Source organism: Salegentibacter lacus, from assembly GCF_020164555.1.
Lineage (GTDB): Bacteria > Bacteroidota > Bacteroidia > Flavobacteriales > Flavobacteriaceae > Salegentibacter > Salegentibacter lacus.
Map to the genome: position 1 here is coordinate 1 of NZ_JAIQZB010000051.1, position 1,614 is coordinate 1,614.

Sequence of the window (1,614 nt, forward strand, 5' to 3'; positions counted from 1 at the left end):
GTATCCACCCCACCAACTGCATCTTGATTAGCTGACTTTCTACCGATAGCTTTGCTGCTCTAAAATAATATTTATTATGAGCAAACAGGAAGAAATGTACACTTTAGTTAATGAATATCGTAATAGCGGCCTTTCGGCAAAAGCCTTTAGCCAAGGAAAAGGAATCAGTCCTTCCACCTTTTGTTACTGGATCCGCAAGAAGAAAGATGAAGATCAGCCCGGTGGATTTGTAGAAGTAACTAAGGGATTAAACTCGTCATCGGGTGAGCTGGAACTTATTTATCCCAACGGTGTCAAACTCCAAATGAATGCTGCGGACCTGGGACTTATTGCCCGGTTAGTCAAGCTGTATTAATGTTCTCCTTAGGTTCCTCCCATAATTATCACTTTTATCGTAAGTCTTGTGATATGAGAAAATCATTTAATGGCCTGAGCGGACTGGTGAAAAATGAGCTAAACCGGGAGCCTACCAGCGGTGATGTGTTCGTTTTTCTTAACCGGAATCGCACCCATCTCAAGCTGCTCCACTGGGAGCGGGGCGGCTTTGTTTTATACTACAAACGACTGGAGCGGGGAAGCTTCACTCCGCCTGCAATTAAAGAAGATCAGACCAGTTTTACCTGGCCGCAATTGGTACTGATGATAGAGGGTATTAAGGTTGAAAAAAGTGTTCAGAAACTGCGCTATTCTCACTAGAAAATAATGGCATTTTATCAGTAAAAACAGGGGTTCACGGTAGGTTTAATAGGTCTGTTTTTGTATCTTTAACCTATGCAAGAACCCTTAGAAAACCTTACTAAAGATCAGCTTTTGGCACTCCTGAAGAAGGAGACGAAAAAGAGGGAAAAAGCTGAAAAAAATGTTTCTAAAAGGGAACAAGAAGTTGAAAAAGCACAGCATAAGATTGCTGACCTGAAATTCCAGGTGGAGTATTACAAACGCCTGGCCTTTGGTCAAAAAAGAGAACGCTTCGAAGGGGATAAAAACCAGATGAGCCTTCCCTTTGAAATGGAACCCCAAAAGGCAGCAGCACAAGAATCCGAGTTAAAAGAAAAGCTCAGCGACCAGCGTCGCAAAAGAACTTCCGCCCACAAAGGAAGAGTGGCCCTTCCGGAGCATCTTCCAGTAGAAGAGATCGAGATCTTTCCTGAGGAAGATATTACCGATATGGTTTGTATCGGCAAGGAAGTGACCGATGAACTGGAATATGAGCCTGCTAAATATTATATCAAACGCTACATCCGCTATAAGTATGCTCCTAAAAACAAAGAGCGAGTGATCATTGCGGAACTTCCTGAGCGGGTGATTGAAAAAGGAATCCCGGGATCCGGACTCCTGGCTTCGATTTTAGTCGATAAGTACCAGGATCACCTTCCGCTTTACCGGCAGCTCCAACGCTTTAAACGAGCAGAGATCCCTATAGCATCTTCCACCCTGGAAGGCTGGACCAGGCAAAGCCTTAAAATCATCGATATCCTTTATCAGCACCTGCTAGAGGATATTCGCTCCAAAGGTTACCTCCAAAGTGATGAGACACCCATAAAGGTGATGGATCCAGCTAAAAAAGGAAAAACACATCAAGGTTATTATTGGGTACATCATTGTCCCATAGAT

At 43.5% G+C, this 1,614-nt stretch carries 3 protein-coding genes; all 3 read left to right on the forward strand.

The genetic code is table 11. From position 1 onward, the window contains the following. Positions 1–76: 76 nt before the first annotated feature. Positions 77–355: an IS66 family insertion sequence element accessory protein TnpA gene (gene tnpA, locus LB465_RS18005; protein ID WP_224471304.1), complete on the forward strand. Its 279-nt coding sequence runs from the start codon at positions 77–79 to the stop codon at positions 353–355. Then, positions 355–696, forward strand: a complete 342-nt coding sequence (tnpB, locus tag LB465_RS18010; protein WP_224471305.1) for an IS66 family insertion sequence element accessory protein TnpB — start codon at positions 355–357, stop codon at positions 694–696. Before tnpA ends, tnpB begins: the two co-directional genes overlap by 1 nt. 75 nt (positions 697–771) lie before the next feature. Continuing rightward, the coding region (locus LB465_RS18015; RefSeq protein ID WP_224471306.1) for an IS66 family transposase at positions 772–1,614 on the forward strand (843 nt) is incomplete at its 3' end.